The following is an 18,973-nucleotide window of genomic DNA, read 5'->3' as shown; positions in this document are numbered from 1 at the left end:
ATATACCATTTTGTATGAGGCGACGTCAACCCGGCAGGCTCAGGGGCGAGCTCCCACATAGGACGCTGCCCTTGTCTTGTCGTCGCTGCTGACCAGATCCGTCACCGCAGCATTCTGGATCGTCAAGGCGACGCTGTTGTCCAGGAGCCCGTTGTCGGCCAGGTCGATGGAGTCGTAGATGAGCCTCCGTGCATAGAACGAGTTGTGGGTGTACGCCCCTCCTTCGCTCCAGAGGAGACGGAGGTTGAAGGCGGCGCCCATGAGATCGCTGCCTTTGTACGCTGCCGGGGAACCGGCTGCGTACAGGCTGTTCCAGGTCTTGTAGGCAGTCCCCGGGGCCTGCCCCCCCTCTTCCGCAACGGAGAAGAAGTAGGGGGCGCGGGAGGGATTGAAATGGATACCCTTTCCTGCGAGGACCCCTCTCAGCACCCGCAGCGAGGAGAGGTACTGCTGCTTCTTGCCGTCAAGCACCGCAGGGTTGTTCAGCGGGATCGGCCTCGTCGTGTTGTCGTGGCAGTAGGAACAGACGTCGTCGAAACCGGTGATTTTGGTGATGGTCCCCCCTGCACTGGAGACGGCAGAGAAGACGTGCGGCTTGGGCGTCCACATGTGGCACGTCACGCACGAGCCGGGGTTGCCGTCCCCGACGGACCAGTGGATGTAGTTCAAGGGGCCCGTGTAGCTGCGCCCGTTGAACTCGTACCCGCTCTTCGCGAAGAGTATGCCGGCAGCTCCCATCCCGTGGGGATCGATGAGGGGTGTGCTGTTCCAGAACTCCCCCTGGGCCCCTGCCGCGCTCACCAGGGCCTTCAGCGTCGACCCGGCTGCGGTGCCGCTGTGGCAGGCGATGCAGTTGTTGGAGGCGCCTGCGTCATACCCCATCGGCACCGCATTCAGCACGCGCCCGGCGCCCGCTCCGCTGAAGTTGTAGTAGGCGGTGACGGCGGGGATGTCGCGCCTGGAGTATGCCTCTGCGGTCACGTTGAGAGTGACAGGGTCGACCGTGTTGTACGACCTGAACGGGATGGGGTCGTGGCATGTCGAGCAGGCAATCATCTCTCTCGTCCGGTCGTCAGAGCTCCCCCATGCGTGGATGTCCTGGAAATTGGAAGTGACGTAGTTGATGTAGCCGGTTGTGGTATGGCACCTGACGCAATCCTTCGCCGCTGAGTTGGCGGGTGTTGCGGGAGCAGGGGTCCCCTCCAGCTTGAAGTCGTAACTCATGTACGCCGGCGCACGGCCGTCCCCCTTCCCGCTGCGAGCCCACTCTCTCGTCGCGTCGTAGATCTCGAAGGAGACGGTCCCGTCTCTGTCGACTTCGTTGTGGCACTGCGGGCACCCCAGGTTCTTGGTGATGTACTGGGCGCTGCTCGAATTGGAGAAGTGCGGACGGCTCGCATTGGACATGAAGGTGTGGGGGTTGTGGCACTCCCTGCAGTGGGGCGCCAGCACGGCGAGCGCATTCTGGTGGATGGCTCCGGCACCGAAGACCGAGCTGTGGCAGCTGGTGCAGATGTTGAAGTCGGCCTTGACGGAGTGGTCGGCATGGCAGCCGGCGCACCCCTGACTGTGCGGGGAGGAGGAAACTTCCGCCACGGCCGTAGCGTGGCACCCCTGGCAGGCATTTGCGGGGTTAGTGAGATAGGGGTGCCCAAGTGTGCCGTCGGGGTTGTGGCAGTTGGAGCAACTGACCCCTGCAGAGAGGTAATGGTCCGACTCCCGGAAGGCTCCCACCAGAGCACTGTCGCGGTTGGCGTGGCAGGAGGTGCAGACGCCTGAGTCGTAGGCGGACTGCGTCATGACGGTTATCTCCGGGGAGGTAGCGCTGCTTGTGGCACCGTGGGCGGAGGTGATGGTGACCTTCACCGAGTACGTCCCGGTGGCACTGGCGCTGAAGGTGGCAAGGGGGGAACTGCTCTGTCCCGCCGGGGAGATGGTGACTTTGGAGGCATCGCCGGAGGCGACGCTGAAGAGGTAGCTCAAGGGGGGGTCATTGGTGCTGGAGGCCGAGGCGTTGAGGGAGACGGAGGCTTCCACCGGTGCCGTCGTGGAGCCGACGACGATGTTTGCGCTCGCCCGGGGAATGAGAGCATAAGTCGCGCTGACTGTCTGGCTTGAGTTGGTGATGGTGTAGTTGTAGATGACAGGAAGGGCACTGCTGCCGCTCCACACGGTGGAGTTCCCGACTCTCAGCGAGGTAACGGTGTAGTCGGTATTGGGGCTCGCGCTGATCTTCACAACCGCGCCTGTTTTAAGCCCCGACAGCGACGTCTGGGAAATTGCACCGACAGTCGGAGCCGTCTGCTGTAGGGAAAGGGTTCCTCCCGCCGACTGGCTGGCGGTGACCGTATAGCTTGCGGAGGTGAAATAGGCGATCAGTGTGCGGGATGACCTCCCTCCCTGAGGCACGGTCACAGCGCCCCCAGCGGGCGGAGTGCCGAGAGAGGTCCCGTCGAGGGTGACGAGGGAGACGGAATAGCCGGAGGATGGGGTGACCGTGACGGTGGTGTCACCGGTGGGGACGTAAAAGTAACCGGTACCTGATGAGACAGTCTGCGTCCCCCACGTTATTTTCCCGGAAGGACTACCGATCTTCGCAGTGATGGTCCAGGCATTGGCCAATGCCGGAAAAGAAGACAGCAGCAAAAGTACAAGCAGTAGCTTTTTCATCATACCCTCCTCTTTTGGTTGAAACGACATCGCCACAAAACTTACACTTTAATAAAAACTAAAAAAGTAGAACATTCTGTGGGAAAAGCAACCAGAAAATCAGAGAGTACGGCAGAGAATTGAGCCGCAGTTAGCGGACTCAGGGAGAGGGTATAGGAACTCCTGAAGGACCAGAGGATCAGGAGCTCGGCGTAACGGCGGCGAGGCTTTCGAGGAAGGCGGGAACCTTCTTTTTGGAAACCTTGGCGAGCTTCCGCATCAGGTCGAAGGGAACCCTTTCGAGTCGATGTACACCCTTGAGCTCCTCGATGAAGGTGAGCCACAGGTGGGCCGTCATCTCCGCATCGGCGAGGGCGCGATGATGCACGCCGGTGGTTTTGAGCTTCTTGTAGCGGACCAGCGATTCCAGCGAGTGGCTCGGAGCATCGGGATAAAGGCGGCGCGAAAGGAGAAGGGAACAGGCGAACTCCTGCTTGCGCCGCAGGTTTATGCGGCACAGCTCGTTGTCGAGGAAGCGCCCGTCGAAGCTCGCGTTGTGGGCGACGAGGTGGTGGCTCTCCATGAAGGAGGCGAAGCGCGCCATGACCTCGGCGGCGGGGGGGGCGTCGGCGAGCATCTTGTTGGTGATGCCCGTGTAGTTTTCGATGAAGGGGGTGATTCTCATTCCCGGGTTCATCAGGCTCTGGAAGCGGTCCACGATGCGGTTGTCGCGGATCAGCACCGCCCCGATTTCTATGGCCCTGTCACCGCGATCCGGAGAGAGTCCCGTTGTTTCAAAGTCGAGAACGACGACCGAATAATTCCCCACAGCACTTCCCTGCCTTCATCGCAACCTCGCTCCCTTTCCAGAGGCGGGGTTGCGACAGTACCAGCAAGTCTGCGGAGAGGCAACAGCATTTTTCGGTCGATCCGGCTATTCCCGAGTAACTGTGTTTTCTGTCCCTCAATGGAGAAGGCGCGGAAAAGGGGGACGCAATCTGGCCAGAAGAGGAATTTCGGCTTAAACTAGGGATCGGAGAATTCATTATCTGAATCAGGAGGAGAGACTGTATGAAAGCCAACATTGTCGTGAAGTTCATCGCTGTATTTTCCACCGCCGCTTTCCTGGCCACCGGCTGCGCCACCGATCAGCAGGGACAGGGAGGGGAATTCGGATACAAGAAGACGACGATAGGTGCAGTCAGTGGCGGCGCAATCGGAGCAGGAATCGGCGCCCTGGCCGGAGGAAAGAGCCACCGCGGGCGCAATGCCGCGATCGGCGGGTTGAGCGGTGCCGTCGTGGGGGGCGCCGTCGGTTTATACATGGACAAGCAGGCGGCAAAGCTGAAGCAGCAAATGCCGGAAGCGGAAGTCGTGCGTGACGGCGACAAGGTGTACGTGGCGCTCCCGTCCGGGATCCTCTTTGATCTCGGCAAGGACGCACTGAAACCGGCGGCGAGAGATTCGCTGGCAAAGGCCGCTACCACCCTCAGGACCTCCGAGACCAACATCATCATCGAGGGTCACACCGACTCGACCGGCAACAACTCCATCAACCAGCCGCTGAGCGAGAGGCGTGCGAGGAACGTGATGAACTTCCTGGCAAGCAACGGAGTACCCGCCTCGAGGATGACCGCAGTAGGATACGGCTCGAGCCGCCCGGCGGTCCCGAACGACACGGAAGCCAACAGGGCGCTGAACCGCAGGGTGCAGCTGGAGATAAGCCCCAACGAGAGGCTGAAGGCGCAGGAAGGGAAAGGGACCGGGACAGGCAACAACTAGCGCAGTGGTAGAATGAAAAACTGCCGGGAACGCCTGCGGCTTATCCCGGCCTACGTTGAAATGTAGGCCGGAATAAGCGGCAGCGTTTCCGGCAGTCTATTTTCTCCCACCAAGACTTCCCTCCCAGCCTACCCCATCACCGCCACCCCCACCAGCCGACCGACGGCGAAGGTGGCACCCGCCGCTATCAAGCCGAACGCCACCTGACGCATTCCCGAATACCAGATCGAGCGACCGGTAAAGAGGGTGATCGCCGCGCCGATGGCGAAGAGCCCTACCGCACTGAAAGCCGCGCTGACGACTACCGCCGTCATTCCCTCCAGAAAGAGGAACGGTATGACAGGAACAATCGCGCCGACGGCAAAGAGAAGGAAAGAGGTAAAGGCCGCCTCCCAGGCGGACCCTCCCAATTCCTCCGGATCGACCCCAAGCTCCTCGCGCACGAGTGTGGTCAGCGCGTTCTCCCGGTCCGCCATGATGCGGGTGGCAAACTGACGAGCCACCGACTCCTCCATCCCCCGCGCCTGATAGATCAGCACCAGTTCCTCGATCTCTTCCTCCGGAGCGTTCTCTATCTCCTCCCGCTCTGTCTCGATGTGCTTCTGGTACAGCTCGCGCGAACTCTGCACCGAGATCCACTCCCCGAGCGCCATGGAGATTGCCCCGGCAAGGAGGCCGGCAAAGCCGGTGAGGAGAATGTTGCGGGCGGAGAGGGCCGCCCCCGCTACCCCCATGATCAGGTTGAAGTTGGAAAGGAGGCCGTCGCTCGCGCCAAGCACCGCCGCCCGCAGGGCGTTCCCCCCCGCCATTCTGTGGCGACCCTCGAGCTGCGCCACCGCGCTCCCTCCCAGCCCCGCAGCCGAGTTTTCCCCGATCTGGCGTAGCACGCGTGCGTGAGACTGCTCCGTGGGGATGAGGTCCGCGGCGTCCGCCTGCCCGGCGTAGTCGCTGGAAGCTGCGTTCTCCTTTGCCGTGAGGGTGGGAATGACGACCTGCGCGCCGAAGCGGCCGGCGAGCCAGGCGAGGATACGGGTCCGCGTTGTCGGGCGAAACGGCGGAACGGCGCCGCCGGCGACATCCAGCTTCTGTCCCCAGAGATCCGCATGCCCCTCCTCCGCTTCGGCGAGTCTGCGGTACACCTCCGCGAGATTCCCGTTCTCTTCCTTCTCCGCAAGAGTTCGGTAGAGAAAGGCGCTGTTCCTTTCCTCCTCCAGATTCTGAAGGTACCGCTTCCGCTCGGTGCTGGCATCGACACTATTCATGAACGCTCCTGTAAAGTGCAGGTACAGACGGTGAGGTTGCCAATGTCAGTGAGGCAACGCCCAATGACAGAGGAGGATATCCCAGCCAACGGGATGCGCAAGATTAGCACAGCCAAAGAGGGAACATCAAATTGTAAACGGGCAGAGATCAGACCTCAGGCGTGAAGCGTGCGGACAAAGCTGTCGATGACGCGGAATGTCTCCGCCGGCTTCTCTTCCTGCGGGTTGTGCCCGCAATCCTCCAGCACTTCGAGCCTCGAGCCGGGAATTGCCTGCACCAGCCTTTGCCCCTGCGAAAGAGGGACGATGTGGTCGTGCCTCCCCCACAGAAGGAGAACCGGAAGGCGCAGATCGCCATAACATCTGGTCAGCTCCTCGCAGTCGGGCGGAACAAGTTGACGGCAAGTCGCGACCAGCGCCCTTTTGGAGTCCCTGTCGCGATAGCAGGGGGCGTAGCGGCGCACGTGTTCCCGATCGACGAGGCGGGAGTCGTGGTAGGCAGCCCTCAGCCCCACCTTCACCCATATGTCAGGCGCGTAGAGGGCAACGAAAAGGGGGCCCGCCAACGGGAGCTGGAACACCTCCGCCATAAGGGGGAGACGCTGGATGAACCCCGGCCCTGCCATAACCACCATGGCGGGAAAAAGCCTCTCCCTCCCCTGCCGCATCGCCTCGATGGCGGCGACGAGAACGACCGCGCCGCCAAGGGAGTGCCCCACCGGAACGATCCCCGCCACACCCTCCCGCTCGATGAAATCGAGGAGCCTGTTGGCGTGCGCCTGGATGGAGTAGTCCGCGCCCCTCGGCTTGGAGGACTCGCCGGAGCCGAGGAGATCGACGAGATAGACGGTGTACTCTTCAGAGGGGAAAAGGGGAACAATGTCGATCCAGCATTCCGACCGGGCCGCCAGCCCGTGGAGGAGCAGGACGCGCTTTTCTCCGCTGCCGTAGACGCGGTAGCGCAGGATTTCGCGGGGGGAAAGGGTACATTCGCGAAGAGGTGCTTTCATAGGGGAAAGTGTATCATGACCGGAGAGTCTGCCGCAGGAGCCCGCGCCCGCTCCCGTGAGCGTGAGGAAGGAGACGGTGCGAATCTCGCGCCATCCATTGACGCGGACCAGCAAGAAGAGAGAGAATCTCTGAAACGAGACTCAGGAGGATCGCATGAGCGCAAACGATTTCGCCGTGGTGCACGACATGCCGTTGCCGTACCTGCTATCCCTCCCGGTGAAGTCGGGGGAAGCCGCAGCCCCCTTTCCGGTCTTCATATTTCTCCACGGGTATGAGGAAGGGCCGCCGATGGAACTGCGCGACGGGATCACCGCCCACGGCCCGTTGCGGCCCGGCAGCTCTCCCCTTGCCACCAGCGAATTCATCGTTGCAGCACCGCAGCTTCCTGCGCGGGGGGACCTCTGGCGCTTCGAGGCGGAGGCGGTCCGCGACATTGTCCACCAGATGCACACCCGCTACGGGGGAGATTTCCAGCGCACCTATCTTTCCGGTTTCAGCTTCGGAGGGAACGGCGTCTTCGACATCGCGCTGCGCCTTCCGGATCTGTGGGCGGCACTGTGGCCGGTGGACCCGACCCGTGTGCCGGAGTCGGATCCGGGGCTGCCTGTCTGGCTCTCCTCCGGCGACGCATCCCGGCCGCGCAGCAGGCAGTTCATCGCCCGCCTCCAGCTCGAAGAGCCGCACACACCATCGCAGCAGCGGGTGTACGCCGACGAGGGGCTCGACCACGTCGGGACCGCCACCTCGGCCTACCGCAATGACGGCATCTACCGTTGGCTCCTCTCTCAGCACCGCAAAGAGTGATGCGCCCTCCATACCTCGCATTCACGTACCACTTTAACGGAGGCGGCCGCCACCCCGCTGGAGCACAGGCTTCCCAGCCTGTAGCCGCGGCAAAAGCCGCGTCCTTTGTGGCGGCCCGCCGCCATCGCAGGCAAGATGCCTGCGCTCCAGCGCAACGGCCCACGGTGCCCTCACCCTACCTGTAGTGCTGTGGCCGCCGTCGCAGCAGCCGCCCGCGAGATGCTGCTTAAAGTCACGGTGGCCGCCGAACCCGCGCTGGAGCACAGGCTTCCCAGCCTGTAGCCGCGGCACGAGCCGCGTCCTTGGTGGCGGCTCCCGCCGCCATCGCAGGCAAGATGCCTGCGCTCCAGCGCAACGGCCCACGGTGCCCTCACCCTACCTGTAGTGCTGTGGCCGCCGTCATCGCAGCCGCCGGCGAGAGACTGCAATCCCGAAATTGCGCCCGCACCCGCCTTTTCCCCGCCATTCTCCTTTTCCCTAAAGATTCCGGTATCGAGCCCGAAGAGGATGATGCCGCCCCCCACCGTTGCTGCAACCGGTTCCAACTGCGCGGACACACTGATGTTCCCTGCCCAGAAGGGTGTAAATAATGACCTATCCTGCTTTATCGATAACCAAAATAACCACGCTGATCGCGGTTCTTCTCGCCTGCGTCATAGCGACGGTCCTCCCCGCCGGTTATTTTGCCGTCTCCTACGAGAACCTCGCCGGTCGTCTCGAAGCAGAAGCAGAGATGAACGGCAGAATGGTGAACCGCTTTTTGCGCGAGATCCCGGCCCTCGACCACTACTACTCCCTGCGCCTGCACGAGCTCCTCTCCCTCCGCCCGAAGCACGGTCCTCCCGAGATACGGCAGCTGCTCGACATGGACGGCAACGAGCTCGCCAGCACCGGCACAACTCTGACGCCGCCGCTATTGCAGCGCCATTACCTCATCATGGAGAAGGGAAAGCCGGTCGCGCGCCTCGAAATCAGCGCGAGCTACCGCGAGGTCCTCGTCGACTCGGCGGCCGTCGCGGCTCTCGGCATCATACTCGGCATCACCCTCTACCTCGGGATGCGCACCTTGCCGCTGAGAGCCGCGGCAAAGGCTGAGGAAGCCCTCACCGAGGCGAACGATTTCCTCTCGCAGGTCATGCAGAGCAGCACCAACGGGATCTTCGTCCTCGACACCCAGCTCGTGGTGATGATGGCGAACCCGCGCGCAGGCGAGCTTCTCGGTTTCGACGAGGAGGCGATGACAGGGCGCCCTTTCCTCGACCTGCTGCCGGAGAAAGAGGGGGCGCTGCTGGAGCCGCTGCGCAAGGTCCTGGAAGGTGAGGCGCCGATGGTGCACTTCGAGATGGAGGTGCAGTGCGATCTCCCGACGCCGACCGTGATATCGTGCGGCGCCGCGCCGGTCATCCGGGGAGACGCAGTGAGGAGCATCGTCATCTCCGCGGAGGACATCACGGAGCGCAAACTCGCCGAGGAGCACATCCTGCACATGGCCTACTTCGACGATCTTACCGGCCTCCCCAACAGGACCTTTTTCAGCGACCAGGTGGAGTCGGCGCTGGCCCTCGCCCAGCGAGCGACCGGGAAGGCGGCGATAATGCTCGTCGACCTCGACAACTTCAAGAGGATCAACGACACCCTGGGGCACCGCCTGGGGGATCAGGTCCTGAAGACCGTTTCCGAGCGGCTGAAGAGATCACTGCGCAAGTCCGACCTGCTGCACCGCCCCGGCGCGAGTGACGACGTGGAGATAGTGGCGCGCTTCGGCGGCGACGAGTTCACCATCCTTCTGGGAATTATCAAGGATGACAACGACCCCGCCATCGTCGCCCAGCGCGTCATCGAGGCGTTCGCCGAGCCGATGCCGCTGGAGGAGCACGAAGTCTTCGTCACCATGAGTATCGGCATAAGCATCTACCCGAAAGATGGCACGACGCTCGACATCCTCCTCAAGAATGCCGACACCGCCATGTACAAGGCGAAACTCGGGGGGAAGAATCGCTACCAGTTCTACCGCCATAGCATGAACGAGAACGCGCTGGCCCGTCTGACCCTGGAAAACGGCCTGCACAAGGCACTGGAACAGGGGGACTTCCTCCTGTACTACCAGCCGAAGATGCATCTTGCTTCCGGAGAGATCACCGGGGTCGAGGCGCTCCTGCGCTGGAAGCATCCGGAGATAGGGATGATTTCGCCGCAGGAGTTCATCCCCATTGCGGAGGAAAACGGACTGATCGTGCCGATAACGGAATGGGTGATCGCCGAGGCGTGCCGGCAGGTGAAGGCGTGGCAGACGGAGGGATATCCCCCGCTCGCAGTCGCCGTGAACATCTCCACCCACCTCTTCATGCAGGAGAACCTGGTCCGGATCGTCCAGAAAGCGCTGGAGGCGAGCGGACTTGAGCCGAAATACCTCGAGCTGGAAATAACCGAGAGCGTCATGTTGCAGGAGACCAGCCATACACTCGGGATTCTCGGCCGACTGCAGCAGATAGGGGTCTTCATCAGCATCGACGACTTCGGTACCGGCTACTCCTCCTTCAGCTATCTGAAGAAGTTGCCGGTCAACGCCATAAAGATCGACCGGTCGTTCATAAAGGACCTGTCGAACCACCGGGAGGACGTCGCCATCGTGAAGGCCATAATCGCCACCGGGCAGAGCCTCGGCCTGAAGGTGGTGGCGGAAGGGGTGGAGACTGTGGAGCAGCTGCATTTTCTGGCGGCGCAAGGGTGCGACGAGATGCAGGGGTTTCTCCTCAGCAAGCCGCTCCCTCCGGACCCGATCGCCGGGTTCGTCGCGCAGCGGCATATGCAGAAGGCAGGATAACGCTCACCTCCCGCTGCCACGTTTCGCCCTGATGTCCTATCACCTGCAGCGCTTCATTCCGGATCAACCGGGTGAGCGCATCGACCGCTGAAAGAGAAGGAGCTGAAGCCCACATGCTGGAAGGTAAGGCCGCCACCGGCCGCGACAACTATTTCGATCCCACCCTCGAACGGAAGGCGGTAAAGATCCTGCCGGGGGAATTCTTTGCCACCGCCGACGGCACCGCCATCACCACCCTTCTCGGCTCATGCGTCTCGGTTTGCCTCTATGACGTCACAAGTGGCGTCGGCGGGATGAATCACTTCATGCTCCCGGAGATCCTCGCAAACCAGGGCGCAACGCGCTGCGATCCGAAGAACTCCACCTGCAGCGAGGCATGCTCAACCCGCTACGGCGCGTGCGCCATGAAGCACCTGCTCGACTGGCTCTACAGTCTCGGAGCGCAGCAGTCGCGGCTCGAGGCAAAGGTGTTCGGGGCGGGGCGCGTAATGGCGGGAAAGAGCCACATCGGCGAACAGAATGCGGCCTTTGCCATCGGTTATCTGAGGGAAAGGAATATTCCGGTCAGGGCCACGGACCTCGGGGACCACTACCCGCGGAAGGTTTTTTTCCTCCCCGCCACCGGCACGGCATATGTGAAGAGGCTTCATCCGCAGGAGAGGGACTAAGGCTAAGCAAAGGCAAAGACAGAACCCACCGCAAAGACGCAAAGAGCGCAAAGAACTGCGCGCAAAGGAAAGGCTGAAAGAGAGATAGGGGCTACGGTCTATGCCGTATTGCCTGCCGTTTCCAGGGTCATCTCTCCCCGCATGTAAAAGAGCAGGCAGCGTGTATGTAATCTGCGAAATGTGCGTAATCTGCGGACAAGATTGCTTCTCTTTGCGGATTTTCCTTTGCGTCCTTTGCGCCTTTGCGGTGGGTGTTGGCAGTTGTCACTTGATCCACACCGTCTGCACGTTGGTAAACTCCCGGATGCCGTAACGCGACAGTTCCCGCCCGAACCCGGAGTCCTTTATCCCGCCGAACGGAAGGCGCGGGTCGCTCTTCACCATGCCGTTCACAAAGACAGCCCCCGCCTCGATCCGCGCAGCGAGTGCCTCCCCTTTCGCCGTGTCACGCGTCCATACAGAGCCGCCGAGACCAAAGGGGGTGTCGTTCGCCACCTCTATCGCTTCCTCGTCGTCCCGCACCGGAATGACGGAGGCGACGGGACCGAAGAGTTCCTCGTGGTACGCCCGCATCCCAGGGCGCACCCCGGAGAGGACCGTCGTCGGGTAGAAAAAGCCGTCCTTGTGCGGTATCATGCCGCCGAGTGCGAGCTCGGCGCCGTGCTGCACCGCGTCGAGCACCTGCTCATGCAACGCCTCGCGCAGGTCGCCGCGCGCCAGCGGCCCGACCTCCGTCCTCTCCTCCATCGGATCCCCCACCACGAGAGAAGCCATGGCCGTCCTGAAGCGATTGAGGAACGGGCCGTACACGCTCCTCTCCACGATGAAGCGCTTCGCCGCGATGCAGCTCTGTCCGGAGTTGAAGCACCGCGCCTTCGCCGCGATGCGCGCCGCGCTGTCCAGATCCGCGTCGTCGAGTACCACGAAAGGATCGCTCCCCCCTAGTTCCAGTACCGATTTCTTCAACAGCTCCCCTGCCCGCCTTGCCACATGCCGTCCGGCATCGCTGCTTCCGGTGAGTGAGACCGCGCGCACGAGAGGGTTTTCCAGCACCTCTTCCGCGTGGCTCGAGCTCACCAGGAGGGTGCGGAACACGTCCTCCGGAAATCCCGCGCGCACAAAGACCTGTTCTATGGCAAGCGCCGTAAGAGGCACGTTGGAAGAGTGCTTCAAAACCGCGGTATTTCCCGCCATGAGCGCCGGCGCGGCAAAACGGAACACCTGCCAGAAGGGGAAGTTCCACGGCATGATCGCCAGCACGACACCTAAGGGGCGAAAGGCGACATAGGCCGCGGAGCCGTCGCTGTTGGCGCTCTCCGGCGCCAGCATCGCCTCCGCATTCTCCGCGAAGTACTCGCACCCCCAGGCGCACTTCTCCACCTCATCGCGCCCCTGTCTTATCGGCTTTCCCATCTCCAGCGCCATGAGCTGGGCAAATTCGTCCCTGTTGTGGCGCAGCACCTCCGCCGCCCCCTTCATGACCGCCGCACGCTCCGCAAAAGAGGAGTTGCGCCATTCCAGCCACGCCTTGTGCACCTGCGAGACGACATGAGCCGTCTTTTCAGCGGTCCACTCCTCGAAAGTATCCAAAACCTTCCCCGTTGCAGGATTGATCGATTGAATCGCCATACCGAAAGTCTCCTATCCGACTAAAGCCCCCTTTACGCCTTCCTCCCCTTCTTTCCCTTCACCCACTTCAGCAGATCCTGGACCTCCAGCGCATTCAAGAGGTCCTTCTTTTCAAGCCACCCGCGCTGTGCGACTGAAATACCGTACGGCAGATGGTCAAACTGCAGCGCCGCGTGGGTGTCGCTGCTGATCGCCAGCCGTACCCCCAGCTCCTTCGCCCTGCGCACGTCGCGGTCGTTCAGGTCGAGGCGGAAGGGGTAGCTGCTGATCTCCAGAGCCGTCCCCGTTTCCCGTGCCACCCGGAGGACTTCCTCCATGTCCACCGGATACGGCTCCCGCTCGCCGATGAGCCTCCCCGTGGGGTGGGCTATTATGGCAACCCACGGATTCCTCATCGCCCCCACGAGTCGCGCGGTGTTCTGCTCTTTTGAGAGGTGAAAGCCGGTGTGCGCTGCGGCGACGACGAATTCGAGCTTTTGCAGCACCTCATCCGGATAGTCCAGGGTGCCGTCATCATGGATCTCCATCTCCGTCCCGCGCAGCACCGTCACCCCCGATTGAGTCTTGTTGAAGGAGGCGATCTCCTCCCCCTGCTCCATAAGCCGCTCGATGCTGAGACCACCGGTCACGGCCAGTCCTCTTGAATGGTCGGTGACCGCAATGTACGAAAGTCCCCGCGCCATGGCCGCAGCCGCCACGTCCGCTATGGTGTGGGAACCGTCGCTCCAGCGGGTGTGCACATGAAGGTCGCCCCTGAGATCCGAGAGGGTCACCAGCTGCGGCAGCGTCCCTGCGAGGGCAGCTTCCACCTCCCCCTGATCCTCGCGCAGCTCCGGCGGGATGAACGGCAGGTCGAGCAGGCGGTAGATATCCTCCTCGTTCTCGCCGCCGAGCCGGTGCACGCCGTCCTCCTGGAATACGCCGTACTCGTTTATGCGCAGCCCGCGCTTCACCGCCATTTCCCTCAGCCGCACGTTGTGCTGCTTGCTTCCGGTGAGGTAGGCAAGGGCCGCCCCGAAAGAGCTGGGATCGACCACGCGCAGGTCGACCTGCACCCCTTCATCGATCGTAACGCTGGAGCGTGTGGGGCCGCGCATCATGATCGTCTCGATCTGGGATAGATTGACGAAGACTTCCATCACGGCCGCGGGCACCGGGGCTGTCGCCACTATGTCTATGTCCCTGATCGTCTCCCTGCGGCGTCGGATGCTGCCGGCGATCTCGATGCGGTCCACCTGCGCCCGCTTCTGCAGCTCCTCCACCAGCGCACGAGCCGCCGGGAGCATTCTCCCGAGCGGGTAACGCTCCCGTCCCCGCTTGAGCGAACGGATGCCGTTGAGGATCTTTTCCTCCGTCCGTTGCTGGATGCCGCGGATCCCCGCCAGCCTGTGTTCGACGGCCGCCTTCTCCAGCTCCTCGATGGTGCTGATACCGAGCGTGTCGTAGAGGAGCTTCGCGGTCTTTGGGCCGAGGTCGGGAATGGCCAGCATGGAGTGGAGCCCCGCCGGCACCGTCGTCTTCAACTCCTCGAAGGCCGCGATCTTTCCGGTCTGCAGGTACTCCTCGATCTTCGCGGCGAGATCCGCCCCTACCCCCGGTATCTCCAGCAACTCCTTGCGGGAGAGGTTCTCCAGACTCTGCGAAATCCCCTCGAGGTTGAGAGCCGCCTTGCGGTACGCCCTGATTTTGAAGACATTGTCATCCTTGATCTCGAGGATGCTGGCCATTTCGGAAAAGATGCGGGCGATCTCGCGGTTTTTCATCGTCACCTCCGACACCGGCGGGGCGTCCCTCCCCCCTGGTAATTTTATCCCTTTCGGTATCGGCTCGTCGCGGAGGAAACGCAGGAGAGGGTAGGAGCTAATGCAGAGCTTTAGAGGTGTATAGAGAAGCGCCTGTTGCAGCAGATTTTTTTTGGCAAAAAATGCTTTACAGGAGCGGTGGGAGGGGTACAATAAAAATCAGCCTGTTTCCGAAAAGGTAACCTGGAAGAAATTCCAGCGACACAAAGCCAAGGACCCGAAAGTAAAACACAGGTGGCCTGGCTACCGAAGAAACAGGCGACATTTTAAAAAGGCCGCCCATTGAAAAATGGACGGCCTTTTCGTTTGGAACTTCTCTGGAGCGTCTGACTGGAAGTCCCCCCTCCCTCGACGGAAGGGGGACAGGGGGTGGGTGAAGCTGCCGCCGGGGTCGGTGGTGGCGCCTCCCCCCCCACCCTGTCCCTCCCCCGCAAGGGGGGAGGGGGCGCTCAAGGGTCCCGCCCAGTCCGCCCAGTCCGCCCAGTCCGCCCAGTCCGCCCAGTCCGCCCAGTCCGCCCAGTCCGCCCAGTCCGCCCAGTCCGCCCAGTCCGCCCAGTCCGCCCAGTCCGCCCAGTCCGCCCAGTCCGCCCAGTCCGCCCAGTCCGCCCAGTCCGCCCAGTCCGACCTGTCCGACCTGTCCGACCTGTCCGACCTCGTCCGACCTACAGGAGACAGGCTGCAGCGAGGAGGGCCGCCGAATTTGCGGCAGCCGCGCTCCAGAAGGTGACCTGAAAGGAGCGCTTGCTGCACTTGTGACGAAAAATCTGCTGCGCCAGCAGTGCCCCCGGCCATCCACCGGCAAACGCTATGATCTGCAGATACACCTCGGGAATGCGGCGCGCCCCCATCTTTGCCGCTACCTTGTCGACGCCATAGGCAACAACGGCAACTGCGCTTGCCGCGACATACAGGTGTACAACGCCGGTCGCCATCATCCCAGACGCTCCGCCACCGACGCCCTCAGACCCTCCTGAAGGGTGGGATAGCGCAACGTCACACCCAGCCGCTCGATCATTGCCGTGTTGTCCACGATCCGTGTCTCGCTGACGTAGGAGTACATGAGGGGAGAGAGCACCTGCCGCGCCTCGGTCAGCGAGACCTGCGGCTGGCGCGGTTCCCCGAGCGCGTCGGCGCAGGCGTTGAAATAGGCCGTGATGCTGCTCGGATTGCCATCACTGACATTGAAGATGTCGCCGTCACTCCCTTTTTCTGCGGCCGTCACGCATATCTGCGCGAGATCGTCCGCATGGATGCGGTTGCTGGGACCGGCATCCGCCTCCCTCAGGAGCGGCTGCCCCTGCCGTATCTGCATGAGCGGCAGCATCTCAGGTCCATAGATCCCGCTCACCCTGAGAATCACGAGCGCCGCACCGCTCGCAGCAGCATATCCGCGAAAAGCATCCTCCGCATCGAGACGGCGCTTCCCCATCGCCGACGGCGGGTCTGTGGGGGATGATTCAGTCACGACACCTCCACGGGTCTCACTGTAGACGGAAGTCGCAGAGATATAGACGATAGTCGCCGGCGGCGCGTCGGCCGAAATCAGCGCGGAGCAAAAATTGCGCGCGCGGGTATCGCTGAAACCTCCACCGGGAGGGGGGACGAAGTAGTAGAGGACGGTTCCCTCCATCTGCGGCAGGGTCAGATCCGAAGCCTCGTCGAAGCTGCACCTGTGGACGAGAAATCCGTCGTTCTCCAGCGCCGCCTGGTGCTCCGGCGAGCGCACCATGCACGTCACCGTCGCGCCCCTCTCTCTCCAAAGCCGCGCCACACGCGTCCCGATCCGGCCACATCCTGCGATGACTACCTGTTGCATAATCTCTCCTCTGGTCGAGCGTCTGCACCGACTATCCTCTTCCAAAACATGAAAGGAGATAATTGCTACTTTATGCGGCGCAGGTCAACCTTTTCGTAAGGGAGAGTGTTCTTTGGGGGGAGCTACGTGCTGTAGACAGGAGGTCACGCCCTCCCCTTGCCGGAAGTGCATGACGCCGTCTCGATTCAGGAATGGAGGAATGCGATGACGGAACTGAGGAAAAAGGTGGGATTCTCCGCGTGCACCCAATGCCCCGCATCCGGTACGGAGACGACGTAGGCAGCCGGGAAGAGGTGCTTTATCCGGGAGACATCCTCCTGCCTGATGTAGTTGGAGTTTTCCCCTTTCATAAAGAGCGTGGGGCCGTCGAAGGCGCGCCCGGCGGGAATGCCCTTCACCAGGTCGCCGTAGTTGCGGGCGATAGCTTTCAGGTTGAGGCGCCAGGCAAAGCGGCCCCTTTCGTCTGCTACCAGGTTCTTCAAAAGGAAGAGTCGCGTAGCCGAGTCCTTGATGGCAGAGGAGAGCGCATGGTCCACCTCTTTCCGCTCGGTGAAGCGCTCCGGGTGAAGGGATAGCATCGCCTCGAGGATCTCCCGGTGCTGGGGGTTGTACTCCTTCGGAGACATGTCCACCACCACCAGTTTTTCCACCAGCTCCGGCCACGTCACGCTGAATTGCATCGCCACCTTCCCCCCCATGGAGTGTCCAAGGAGAAATATCCGCGACAGCGACTGCTCCTCGACAAAGGCGTGAAGGTCTTCGGCCATGGTCGCGTAGTCGAAGTCGTCAGCGTGGGGCGATTTGCCGTGGTTGCGCAGGTCGAGCGCAAAGACCCGGTAGTGGCGACCCAGTTCCTTCCCGATGGTCCGCCAGTTCTCCAGCGAGCCGAAAAGGCCGTGCAGGATTACCAGCGGATGCCCTTCCCCGTACGTCTCGTAGTTCAGGCGCATCTGGCTCTTCTCCTGGTTTTCTTCAGTGATGGCGTCCGGCATAGATGAACCCGCCCGCCGTCGCGTACCCCAATTCTACGATGAAGCGCTTCTTTGTCATCCCCTGGCAATCGAGGATGACTTACTCCCTCGCCGCGACGCCCACCGGCTCAGCTTCAGAGACCGGAAGAGTTCCCGCGCCCTAATGTTGCAGATCCGCTTCCTGTGCCAGCTCGTGCACGATCTCCCGCAGGTGGTCGATATGGAACTGCACATGATAGTGGCCGAGCCCGCCGATCAATCCTTCCAGTGTCGGGTTCTCCCCCAGGGGTGAGTCTTTCAGCATCGGAATTCGGGCGGTGCGGTCAAGCTGCTCATCATCGAGCGTCGCAGCGAACTGCGCCATGGTGTCGTATTCCCTCTCCACCTCGACGAGGAGCTCGGCAAAGCTCATCTTTACCCGCCGCTCGGAATAAAAGGGGTTTTCAGCCTCCATCTCTATCGTTGGCATCTCGGTGTCGAGAAAGGCGCGCAGCGAGGGCATGTACCCTACTCCATCCGGACCTGCCATGTGCGAAAGGATCTCCTTTGGAGACCACCGTCCCGCGGGGGCGCGGGCGGCCATATCCTCGTCAACCTCCATGCAGACCTTCTTCAACAGCTCCATTTTCTGCCTGATTCCCTGGGATAGCTGATATCCGCTCATAGTTGGCATGTGATGCCACCTCCTTTTCCGCTGATCCTGCCCCCGAAGTCGGGGGGTGGAGCGCCTTGCAGACTGGCTTCACCTTCTCTAGTAACAATACCATCGCGGGAAGGGGTAACTGCAATGATGAAAGTGGGATCAGCTTCAAGGCGCGATAAAAAGCGGTGCTGCGGGGTGTGATAAACTTCTAGAAGTGCTGGGAATGCAGCACCTCAGGAGCCGGCATGACCGCAGCAAGATCAGATGACGAGGCCCACCCGCTCTCTGTTTCCCCGGAAGAGGAGCGAAAGATTGAGGAGGCGACCAGCATCGCCGCCATTGTTGTGCACGAGGCGGTCCGCAAGGAGGGTGAAGCGGAGCTTGGCCGCCCCTCCTCGGCTCTTGCCTGGTCCGGCCTCGCTGCGGGCCTCTCCATGGGGTTTTCCCTCGTCGGCGAGGGGATTCTGCACGCCCACCTCCCCGACCTCCCCTGGCGCCCGCTCATCGGAAAGTTCGGCTATACCATCGGCTTTCTCATCGTCATCCTCGGACGGCAGCAGCTCTTCACGGAGAACACGCTCACCGTCATCCTCCCCCTCTTGTATCGCAGAGATCGGAGCACTCTCTTCAACGTGATCAGGCTGTGGACTATCGTGCTCCTGGCCAATCTGCTCGGGGTGTGGCTGTTCACGCTGGGACTGCGTGAACCGGTCTTCGATCCTCACGTGCTGCAGAGTTTTGCCACCATCGGCCACGAAGCGATGGCTCCCGGCACGAGTGCAATCTTCTTCAAGGGGATTTTCGGCGGGTGGCTGATCGCCCTGATGGTGTGGCTCCTGCCGGGGGCGGACTCATCGCGCGTGGCGATCATCATAATCATCACCTACCTCGTGGGGCTTGGGAAGATGTCCCACATCATCTGCGGATCGGCGGAGACCCTTTACCTGGTGACGACAGGCGCCCTCCCCTTCGTGGAGTACCTTACGCACTACATGCTGCCGACCCTCGCCGGCAACGTCGTAGGCGGAGTCGCGCTCGTCGCCGCGTTGAACCATGCACAGGTCATCTCGGGCAAAAGAAAGGGGGGAAACGGCAACAACAAGTAGGTCCCC

Annotated in this window: 16 protein-coding genes and 1 riboswitch; of the genes, 5 read left to right on the top strand and 11 right to left on the bottom strand. The window is 62.0% G+C overall.

What is annotated here, in order from left to right:
• Window positions 1–39: 39 nt before the first annotated feature.
• Entirely contained in the window at window positions 40–2,670 is a 2,631-nt protein-coding gene (locus LPW11_RS16065; protein WP_230994887.1) for a hypothetical protein, read from the bottom strand.
• Window positions 2,671–2,848: 178 nt separating this feature from the next.
• Window positions 2,849–3,478, bottom strand: a complete 630-nt coding sequence (locus LPW11_RS16060) for a 3'-5' exonuclease (protein WP_230994886.1) — start codon at window positions 3,476–3,478, stop codon at window positions 2,849–2,851.
• Between the two features lie 242 nt (window positions 3,479–3,720).
• Between LPW11_RS16060 and LPW11_RS16055 the strand changes: the two genes are divergently transcribed.
• Window positions 3,721–4,431 (top strand): OmpA family protein, encoded by a 711-nt coding sequence (locus LPW11_RS16055; RefSeq protein ID WP_230994885.1) that lies wholly within the window; start codon window positions 3,721–3,723, stop codon window positions 4,429–4,431.
• 128 nt (window positions 4,432–4,559) lie between these two features.
• Here the strand turns inward: LPW11_RS16055 and LPW11_RS16050 are convergent, their stop codons facing one another.
• Window positions 4,560–5,693 carry a VIT1/CCC1 transporter family protein gene (locus tag LPW11_RS16050; RefSeq protein WP_230994884.1) on the bottom strand — a complete coding sequence of 378 codons (1,134 nt, stop codon included), beginning with the start codon at window positions 5,691–5,693 and terminating at the stop codon, window positions 4,560–4,562.
• Between the two features lie 155 nt (window positions 5,694–5,848).
• Window positions 5,849–6,703 carry an alpha/beta fold hydrolase gene (locus LPW11_RS16045; RefSeq protein ID WP_230994883.1) on the bottom strand — a complete coding sequence of 285 codons (855 nt, stop codon included), beginning with the start codon at window positions 6,701–6,703 and terminating at the stop codon, window positions 5,849–5,851.
• Between the two features lie 154 nt (window positions 6,704–6,857).
• Here LPW11_RS16045 and LPW11_RS16040 point away from each other — a divergent pair, with 154 nt between their 5' ends.
• Entirely contained in the window at window positions 6,858–7,508 is a 651-nt protein-coding gene (locus LPW11_RS16040) for a hypothetical protein (protein WP_230994882.1), read from the top strand.
• Between the two features lie 170 nt (window positions 7,509–7,678).
• Here the strand turns inward: LPW11_RS16040 and LPW11_RS16035 are convergent, their stop codons facing one another.
• Window positions 7,679–8,065 carry a hypothetical protein gene (locus LPW11_RS16035; protein WP_230994881.1) on the bottom strand — a complete coding sequence of 129 codons (387 nt, stop codon included), beginning with the start codon at window positions 8,063–8,065 and terminating at the stop codon, window positions 7,679–7,681.
• Window positions 8,066–8,097: 32 nt separating this feature from the next.
• Between LPW11_RS16035 and LPW11_RS16030 the strand changes: the two genes are divergently transcribed.
• Window positions 8,098–10,332, top strand: coding sequence for a putative bifunctional diguanylate cyclase/phosphodiesterase (locus LPW11_RS16030; protein WP_230994880.1), 2,235 nt, complete (start codon window positions 8,098–8,100; stop codon window positions 10,330–10,332).
• Between the two features lie 113 nt (window positions 10,333–10,445).
• Window positions 10,446–11,000 (top strand): histidine kinase, encoded by a 555-nt coding sequence (locus tag LPW11_RS16025; RefSeq protein ID WP_230994879.1) that lies wholly within the window; start codon window positions 10,446–10,448, stop codon window positions 10,998–11,000.
• Between the two features lie 264 nt (window positions 11,001–11,264).
• Here the strand turns inward: LPW11_RS16025 and LPW11_RS16020 are convergent, their stop codons facing one another.
• From LPW11_RS16020 to LPW11_RS15995, 6 genes are all read right to left on the bottom strand, one after another.
• Window positions 11,265–12,629 (bottom strand): NAD-dependent succinate-semialdehyde dehydrogenase, encoded by a 1,365-nt coding sequence (locus LPW11_RS16020; RefSeq protein ID WP_230994878.1) that lies wholly within the window; start codon window positions 12,627–12,629, stop codon window positions 11,265–11,267.
• 32 nt (window positions 12,630–12,661) lie between these two features.
• Entirely contained in the window at window positions 12,662–14,392 is a 1,731-nt protein-coding gene (gene polX / locus LPW11_RS16015) for a DNA polymerase/3'-5' exonuclease PolX (RefSeq protein WP_230994877.1), read from the bottom strand.
• A 206-nt stretch (window positions 14,393–14,598) separates the two neighbouring features.
• Window positions 14,599–14,682: riboswitch (cyclic di-GMP riboswitch) on the top strand.
• A 411-nt stretch (window positions 14,683–15,093) separates the two neighbouring features.
• On the bottom strand, window positions 15,094–15,366 hold the full coding sequence (locus LPW11_RS16010) for a DUF1294 domain-containing protein (protein WP_230994876.1): 273 nt from the start codon (window positions 15,364–15,366) through the stop codon (window positions 15,094–15,096).
• Window positions 15,363–16,247 carry an NAD-dependent epimerase/dehydratase family protein gene (locus LPW11_RS16005; RefSeq protein ID WP_230994875.1) on the bottom strand — a complete coding sequence of 295 codons (885 nt, stop codon included), beginning with the start codon at window positions 16,245–16,247 and terminating at the stop codon, window positions 15,363–15,365. The genes LPW11_RS16010 and LPW11_RS16005 overlap by 4 nt, the downstream gene beginning before the upstream one ends.
• 185 nt (window positions 16,248–16,432) lie before the next feature.
• On the bottom strand, window positions 16,433–17,239 hold the full coding sequence (locus LPW11_RS16000; protein WP_230994874.1) for an alpha/beta fold hydrolase: 807 nt from the start codon (window positions 17,237–17,239) through the stop codon (window positions 16,433–16,435).
• Window positions 17,240–17,378: 139 nt separating this feature from the next.
• On the bottom strand, window positions 17,379–17,891 hold the full coding sequence (locus LPW11_RS15995) for a DinB family protein (RefSeq protein ID WP_230994873.1): 513 nt from the start codon (window positions 17,889–17,891) through the stop codon (window positions 17,379–17,381).
• A gap of 215 nt (window positions 17,892–18,106) precedes the next feature.
• On the opposite strand from LPW11_RS15995, the gene LPW11_RS15990 reads away from it, so the two are divergent.
• On the top strand, window positions 18,107–18,967 hold the full coding sequence (locus LPW11_RS15990; protein WP_230994872.1) for a formate/nitrite transporter family protein: 861 nt from the start codon (window positions 18,107–18,109) through the stop codon (window positions 18,965–18,967).
• Window positions 18,968–18,973 lie beyond the last annotated feature (6 nt).

This window comes from Geomonas sp. RF6 (assembly GCF_021044625.1).
Classification (GTDB): domain Bacteria; phylum Desulfobacterota; class Desulfuromonadia; order Geobacterales; family Geobacteraceae; genus RF6.
Note: the sequence above shows the minus strand (reverse complement) of the source record. Positions and strands in the feature narration are given on the sequence as shown.